This window comes from Aporhodopirellula sallentina SM41, from assembly GCF_000346505.1.
Taxonomy (GTDB): Bacteria; Planctomycetota; Planctomycetia; order Pirellulales; family Pirellulaceae; genus Rhodopirellula; species Rhodopirellula sallentina.
Genome location: NZ_ANOH01000371.1, coordinates 1 through 8,052, shown reverse-complemented (window position 1 = coordinate 8,052; position 8,052 = coordinate 1). Strand labels below are relative to the sequence as shown.

Sequence of the window (8,052 nt, the reverse complement as noted above, 5' to 3'; positions counted from 1 at the left end):
CCCGGCCAACTCACGCCCAACATTTTCGCATCGCCCCCGTAGGCCGGACCAAGCGAAGCGCCGTTCCGGCAATCCCCACTAACGACTCGCGGCGATTTCTGCCAATTGGCTCATGGAGCAGTTTCGTGACAGGATCGGCGGTTTGGCGTTTTCGCCGCTGCCGCATAATCTTCCGCCGAGCATTGCGATTGCCTGAGTCTTGGCGATGGCGTGGTTGATGGTCGAGGCCGTTGCAGAGGATGCCCCGATGCGAGATTTGCCTGCTTGGTTGGCTGGCACGTCGGTCATGCCGAGGATGCCGATGGATAGTCGTTCCCCGGTTGCCGCCTTGTCGGCCGATGCGAGAGTCAAACCGACCGAAGGAGCCGAACTGCAGATCTGTTTGGCTCGCAGGAGCGCTTCGCTTTCTTCGCACTCCGGCATCGATACCAACAATGTCGAATGGTTCAAACATCCGATCCGGTCTTGGCTACGCATCGCGGCGCGGACCAGTTGCAACACCGATCGCATCGTCGAACCGCCCGGTTGTCCGGAAAGCGTCACCGCCATCAAACGATTGCTGCGGTTGCTGCCGGTGTGTTCATCCAACGCGTCCAAAATCCCGTCGATCATCGTGTCGCGATCGGGAAGGTACGTCAGCCCCTTGGGCCGCTCGGTATCGACGGCGGTACACAACGTCGAGGTGAGCTTTTTGAGTTGTTGAGTTTCCGCGTCTTCCTCCGGTTCGACATCGCGCTTGTCGACGACGCTCGCCACGCTCTCTTCGACCGCCTGCACGTCCGAGGCGATTGCGGCAACCAAAGGATCGCTCGCAACAAGGGTTCGTTCGACCGGAGTTGCAACCTCACCCGGGTCATCCGTTGGTTTCCCGGTCGGTGTCTTCGGAGCGTTGGGTTCAGACGCAGCCGGTTTCGCGGCGATTGGCGTTTGCGGAGAGTCTGCCGCGGACGGAAGTTTGGAGACGCTTGGAACGTTGGACTCGTTTGCGGTAACCGGTGGGCTAGCGGACGAGTCCGCGGGTGCCGGCGATTGTGAATCCGCCGCGATAGCGTTCGTGTTCGCAGCGTTGGTTTGGTCGGCGACGGCTGGCGGAGTTGCCACGGGCGAACCCGGCACGATAGCCTGCGTCGATGCGGTCGTCTGTGGTTGCGGCGCGGACGTGGAGACTGTTGGTTGGGATTCGTTGCCTACTTTGGCAATCTCGTCGGTCATGGATGCCAACGTGTGAGGGTTGAGCTTTTCGACCGACGCGACTTTGACGATCTTGTCGTCGTCGAGATAGTGAGCGCAGTTTCGGCCGACTTCTTTGGATCGATACAACGCATCGTCGACACGTTGCAACCAATCATCGGACGATTGTTCCGGTTGTAAGACGCCGATCCCGACACTCATGGTGACCTTCAGGCGTTTGCCTTCGAAACGGATTTCGCGGTTGCTGACCGCGACGCGAGTCTTCTCGATCAAGTCGATGGCTTCGTCGTAGTCGATGTTGTCGATCATCACGCAGAACTCTTCGCCGCCGAAACGCGCCACCAACCCATAGGGCTGCAAACGCGCTTCCAGCATTCGTGCGACCGACCGCAACACTTCGTCACCGATCCGGTGACCATGTTCGTCGTTAAAGCGTTTGAAGAAGTCGATGTCCAGAATCGCCAGCACGCCTGCACCGGCGGGACCTTTGGCATATTGCCGGTCGAGTCGTTTGTCGAACGCGCCGCGGTTGGCCAGTTCTGTGAGCGCGTCGGTTTCGGCGCGTTGTTCGGCCGACTCGAGTTGTTTGGATTGTTCGCGGAGTCGTTCTTGTGAGTCCTCGAGTTGGGCTCGCATTGTTTCGTTCGCCGCGAGGAGTTGACCGACCGCGTCTAAAATCTCCGGCGGTGCTCCCGACAAATCGCTCGTGCTGAGGACACCGTTGACCTGGTCAACTTTGGTTTGGTGTTCGTCCACGTTCGCGGCAACGATTGACGCGAGAGCCCGGATGCGGTCGGCAACCGAGGCGACCTTTGCCGGAGAGAGCGACGGTTCAGCGGGATGTTTGGAATTTTTGCCCTTTTCGGATTTTGCCGATTCGGAGGCCGCACCTCGAGGCGAATCGATGTCCGTGGTGTGTGACTGGTTGTCCGCGGTCGGGCCACCGGCGCGTTGCAGGGCATGCATCACCCATCCGCAACAAATGCCCGCGCCGCCACAACTACCCGCGATGATGATGTCAAGTATCACGAAACCTAATCCTGCCAATGCGTACCAATCGAGCCGTCGCTAATTCCGTCGTGCTGCGGTGTTCACTTCGGCCGACTCTCGTTAGGCGTTCGTGTCTGAGCACTCGCCAGGACGCTTCATGCGATCAATTGTCGCTACGGGTTTTGTCAGGAACCTCCGTTGCGACGGATCTGCAAGCAGTATCCGGGCTAGTCTTCTATAGCTCGCTCTCGATCGCAGTCAAAAAGAATGACAAAAGCGAATCTGCAGAAATGCCCATTGCGCCTATTTCGCCTGTTTTGTCGACGGCAATTGGCAACTCAAAAAAATATGGACGTTTTGACATGGCCAAACCCTGGAATATCACAAATACTTATATGCACATGGTTACTGGTTAACGTTCCCGCAAGGATTGGGTATTTATGTCAACTTTCACACCAATGGCCCCGGCGAATTTTCCGGGCCATCCCGCCGAAGCCCCCCACACCAAAGCTGTCCCCGCCAAGGCCCTTCCCAGCAGCAATGCTACGGCCCTCCCCAGCAGCCCCGCCAAGGCGCTCCCCAACAGCAAAGTCCCGGCCAACAAACTGCCATCCGACGATCGAACACTGCGTCTCGATCCAGCCGAAGGATCACCGGCTCAATCGGATTTGGAGTTGGAATCCGCGATCGCGGTCTTGGCCCAGAGCTCGGTCGCGGAACTGCGTTTCCTGCGAGTCGATGAAGACGAAGAGGCGATTCACCTGAGCGGTAGCGTTCGAAGCTTCTATCACAAACAACTCGCTCAAGAAGCCGTCCGCCCGATCGCCGGCGACCGATTGGTGATCAACCGAGTCAACGTCCGCGCGGACGTATAAAGCGTTGTCGAAAATGACGGTGCCGACGTCGCCAGACTTCGGTGACCTGAACTTTTGCGAATTCAGATGCGGGGATCGGACACGTCCGATTTCGAAAGGTTCAGCGTCCCTCGCCACGCGTGAAGACGCACCTGTTCGGTTTTGTTCGGCTGCGAAGCGATGCAAGTAGGCCGAAGGGAAAGGGGCTGATTGAAGTAGGGCCAGTTGCGCTGGAGCCGGTAACGCTGGAGCCAGTTTCGCTGGGGCCACTCGACGAAGGCTCGATTGAAGAACGCCCGTTGAAAGGAAACACGTCCGAAGCGCGTCCGGTACTCCTAAGAATACCGGAACTTCGCCGCGTTCGATCCGGCCGCAATAACTGCAGCCATGCATCTTCGGATCCAGACGCTACTGCATTTCGGCGAGCGTGTGCATCGATTCCTTCAGGTTCCCATACAAGTCGCGGTAAACCGGGAACAGTTTGTTGTAGGTCGCTTTCGCTTTCGCGTCCGGTTTGGTTTCGGCGGCCACTTCGATCGTTGCCGCACAGGCGGAAGTGATCGATCGATACGCGCCATCGCCGACCGCGGCGAGCAACGCGACACCGTACGCGGCGCCCTGTTCGACCGCCAACGTGGTAATTTTCTTGCCAAACACGTCGGCTTGCATTTGACGCCACAACGCGTTCTTGCTGCCGCCGCCCGATGCTCGAATTTGACGCACGGGAACGCCGAGCGATTCGATAATGTCGAGGCTGTCACGCAGCGCGAACGTGATCCCCTCCATCACACTGCGGGTCATCGCGCCTCGGTCGTGGGTTAGGTTCATGCCGACGAACGCGCCTCGGGCTTGCGGGTCGGCGTGCGGCGTGCGTTCACCGTTGAGGTATGGCAGGAACAGTAACGATCCGCTGCCCGCCGGTGCTGCGGCCGCTTCGCGTGTGGCGGCTTCGTAGGATTTCGCCGCCGCGATACCGGTCAGTCCCTGCAACACGTTTTCAACCCACCACTGCAGCGACCCGCCGCTGGTCAGGTTCACGCCCATCATGTGCCACTTGCCTCGCACCGCGTGACAGAACGTGTGCAGCCGTCCGGCACTGTCGATGCTCGGTTCATCACTGTGAACGAACATCACGCCGCTGGTTCCGATCGACGTGCTCAACAGACCTTTCTTGACGATGCCGTTGCCGATCGCTCCGGCGGCACAGTCACCGGCACCTCCGACGACTTTGCAGTCCGTCGTCAGGCCGAGCTTCTTAGCCGCTTCGGTGGTCAACGTTCCCGTGACTTCTTCCGATTCGACGACGCGCGGCAAGAGGTCCGCATCCAGATCGAGTTTGCCGAGCAGCTTCGTCGACCAGTCACGTTTCTTCACGTCGAGCAACAACGTGCCGCTGGCGTCGCTGACTTCGGTGACATAATCCCCGATCAGTCGGCGTCGGATCTCGTCCTTGGGCAGAAGAACTTTGGCGAGTCGGCCGAAATTGCGTTTTTCGTTGTCACGCATCCACAGAATTTTGGGAGCCTGGAATCCGGTCAGGGCAGGGTTGGCCACCATCCCGATCAGTTTCTCACGCGAGCCGGCTGCCGACGTGATCGCGTCGCACTGTTCGGCGGTACGTTGGTCGTTCCACAAGATCGCCGGCCGGATGACTTGGTCGTCTTTGTCGAGGAACACCGATCCGTGCATTTGTCCGGACAGCCCGATCGCTTTGACTTCGGTTTTGTCCACTCCGGCTTTCCGGACGACTGTCTTGACGGTTTTGACAACCGCTTTCCACCAATCCTCCGGATCTTGCTGAGTCCATCCGGGACGCGGTTGCTCCATGGGGTAGTTGGCGTCGGACTCGGCAAGCACTTTGCCGGCTTCATCGATGAGCAGAGTTTTCGTGCCGCTGGTACCAACATCGATTCCGAGATAGTAAGACATTCGTGGAGAATCACTGGGGGAAGTAGTAACGAGACAGGTTTCGAACAACGCGACATCATAATGCGTATCACGCGAGCTTTGTTGCGTGAGAGGACCGCTTGGCGGCAAACTTTCTATTCCCCACCATTTCATTCCATCGATCCCGCACGATCTTATGCCTTGTCCTGACCGTCCTGGTGAACGCTGCGACCTCTCCGTTGAACGTTCTCGCCGCTCCCAATCGTCGTCCCAAATCCCACGCCGCGAATGGTTGGCCGGGGCGGTTTCGGTGGCCGCCATGGCTGGTTGCCGGTCGCAGGACAGTCCGGCCGGGTCCGCGGCATCTCGTCGCAGGACCGACGTTCCCCTGCGAGTGGTCTGGGTCGGGTCCGAGGAAGACGCCGATGTCTTGAAACGATCCTGGGCGTCGATCAGCGAACAACCGCTCGACGTTCGAATCGTCGCCCCACCGCGTCCACTCCCCGGCGTGTCCGGCGAGACCGAGTCACCCGCGGAGTTAAACGTCAGCGGTGAGTTGTTCGAGAAAGCCGCCACGTCGGATGTGCTGATCTATCCGGTCGCGATGTTGTCGCAGCTCGTTTCGAAGAAACGCATCATGCCGCTGCTCGACCAGGCGTCCGGAACACAAGCCACCGGGCAGACCGGAACCGACTCGGCCGGCGATCTGGAAACCTCCGAGACCGTGTTCGCCAGCGAAGATCGAACCACGATGCCCGTCGGGCTGCGGATCGCGACAACCTTCTCGAGCGAACGGTTGGCGATCCCGGTCGGCGGTTACCTGCCCGCATTATTGCTCGGCGAAGAAGCCCACAGCACAAAGGAAGCCCACAGCGCAAAGGAAGCCGACAGTGCAAAGGAAGCCGACGGAGCAAAGGCAGCGGCCAGTGCAAAGGAAGCGGCGATCACGGATTGGGAATCCTACGGCGAATTCGTTAAATCGTCAGACGGCAAGTGCTGCGAACCGACCGCACCGACGTGGGCCGGTGCGATGTATTTGTGGCGGTTGTCGAGCAGCCTGACCGCGACATGGTTGTTCGAACGCGAGACGCTCCATCCGTTGCTAACCGAACGTGAGTACGTCGCCATCCTCGAACAAATGCAAAACGCCGTTCAGACGTCCGTCGATGCCAACCAAGGACGCACCCCGGGAGAAATCTACAACGCGGTGGCCAGTGGTGAACTGCTCGGCGGGATCGGTTTCCCGCAACGCGGTCTTCCAACCGATGAGGACTCGTCCGTTGGTGGTCTGATCACGCTGGCGTCGCTGCCGACCGGTTCGAGCAGCCGACGTGCAGAACAGAGTCGACTCGGTCTGCGGGTTGACCCGAGTCGTGGGATGGTTGACCCCTTTATGTTGGTCGGTTCGATGGCGGCGTCGTGCCGGCAGACTGCCGCCGCGGACACGTTTCTGCAGTGGCTCGCCGGCGGCGAAGGCAGCGAACCGCTGTATCGAAACATCGGTGAATTCATCGACACGAAGACCGCACCGAGCGAATCATCCAATGATCTGTTCGAACAGTATCGGAATTGGTTGAGCAAAAAACTCTCCGACGCGAACTTCGTCCCGACGTTGCAACTGATCGGCGCCGCCGAATACTACGACGCGTTGGATAAGGGCGTCCGTGAATGCGTTCACGAAAACAAACCGGCCCGGCAAGCCTGCGAGGAAATCAGCGAACGGTGGTCGCGGCTGCATCGCAAGTTCGATCTGCCGGCTCAGCAGCGGAATTGGCGTCGGGCTCAAGGCATCTCGTAACCCTCGCCCGACGGCGGTACGTCGTCGCGAGCCGCGAGGGCACCATTCGATTCCCGTTTGGCTACAATGATCCGGCGTGATCTGCCCCACTTCTATTCTGACTCAACCTTGCTGCGTTTCGCCATGTCTTTGAATCAACCTGCGTCTTCGAATCAATCTGCCGTGCGTGCTTTTTTTGCCGGAACCTTTGTCGGCGGATTGTTGTTCGTCATGGCGGGGACGGTGGACGCACGCGAGTGGTCGTCGCCCAACGGCTACTTCCGAGTGATCGCTGACGCGATCGCGTTCGATGACAAAACCGTTGTTTTGAAGAAGCCCACCGGCGAGCTGATTGCGGCGGAACTCTCCGAGTTGAGCGAAGAAGACCAGGAGTACGTGAAGTCTCGCGAAGCCAAAGAGGCGTATCAACAGTCCGTCGATCAAATGCAGACTTGGACCGCTGCCGACGGGATGAAGGTCCGCGGCCGGGTGCTCGCGTACGGGAAGAAGGATCTCGTCGTGCGAAGGCAACTTGGCAAAATTATCATCAACGACAAACGATTCGCGGCCATGGACCCGCTGCATCAAAAGGTGACACTGCGGATCCTTTCGAAACTTGTTGGCCAGGAGATCACCAACGAGAAAGAGCTCGAAGCGTGGGGCAAAACGCTGCGTGGCGACACACGAACGTTTCCTCTCGAGGGCGTGCTGATGGAACTCGAGAGTGGTGATGAAATCGGCGTGCCGTTCTTTTTGTTTGCGAAAGAGGAACAGGAACTATTGCAGCCGGGGTGGAAGGCGTGGTTGGCCAACGAGTCCGATTCGGAGGCGCAGCAGCGAGAGAGTTTGATGCTGCAGACCCAGGCGATGGAGTACCAGCGAGATCGAGAAAACCAAAAACAAATCGAAGCCCTCAAACTCGGCTTGCTCGCAACCGCAACCGGCGTGGTCACGATCTGGGAAGTCATCCTCGAACCGATGCAAGGCAACTACTACCGCCGAACGAGCGTCATGGTGCCAGCCCAAAACAGCCAAGCCGCCGAACAGATGGTCCTGCAAAAATACCCCGGCTTCCGAGTAGTAGGCGTCCGCCGCGCCAGCCGCTAAACGCGCCTCCTCACGGTCCTCCGAACCCCGTAGCCGAAGTCGCCAAGACTTCGGAATCGTGCTGGTGACTTAGGCCGGATGAAGGCGGCATAGTGACGCCCATCCGGCAGTTGTGTGGATTGCCGGAACAGCGCTGCGCTCGGTCCGGCCTACGGTGCCGATGCAAAAACGACGCGACCCATTAGCCGAAGTGCGTTCGCACCGTTTGTCAGATAGAAAACCGCCGCTAACGCCGATCGGCTGATC

Annotated in this window: 5 protein-coding genes; 3 read left to right on the top strand and 2 right to left on the bottom strand. The window is 59.1% G+C overall.

From position 1 onward, the window contains the following. Window positions 1-78 precede the first annotated feature (78 nt). Window positions 79-2,220: a GGDEF domain-containing protein gene (locus RSSM_RS24555; protein WP_008685994.1), complete on the bottom strand. Its 2,142-nt coding sequence runs from the start codon at window positions 2,218-2,220 to the stop codon at window positions 79-81. Between the two features lie 401 nt (window positions 2,221-2,621). Between RSSM_RS24555 and RSSM_RS34345 the strand changes: the two genes are divergently transcribed. Then, window positions 2,622-3,056 (top strand): BON domain-containing protein, encoded by a 435-nt coding sequence (locus RSSM_RS34345; RefSeq protein ID WP_236621357.1) that lies wholly within the window; start codon window positions 2,622-2,624, stop codon window positions 3,054-3,056. Between the two features lie 387 nt (window positions 3,057-3,443). Here RSSM_RS34345 and xylB read toward each other — a convergent pair whose 3' ends face one another. Beyond that, entirely contained in the window at window positions 3,444-4,964 is a 1,521-nt protein-coding gene (gene xylB, locus RSSM_RS24545; RefSeq protein ID WP_008685990.1) for a xylulokinase, read from the bottom strand. A gap of 154 nt (window positions 4,965-5,118) precedes the next feature. Here xylB and RSSM_RS24540 point away from each other — a divergent pair, with 154 nt between their 5' ends. Then, window positions 5,119-6,720, top strand: a complete 1,602-nt coding sequence (locus RSSM_RS24540) for a hypothetical protein (RefSeq protein ID WP_063709124.1) — start codon at window positions 5,119-5,121, stop codon at window positions 6,718-6,720. Window positions 6,721-6,882: 162 nt separating this feature from the next. Next, on the top strand, window positions 6,883-7,806 hold the full coding sequence (locus RSSM_RS24535; RefSeq protein ID WP_236621356.1) for an SHD1 domain-containing protein: 924 nt from the start codon (window positions 6,883-6,885) through the stop codon (window positions 7,804-7,806). The last annotated feature ends 246 nt before the right edge of the window (window positions 7,807-8,052 follow it).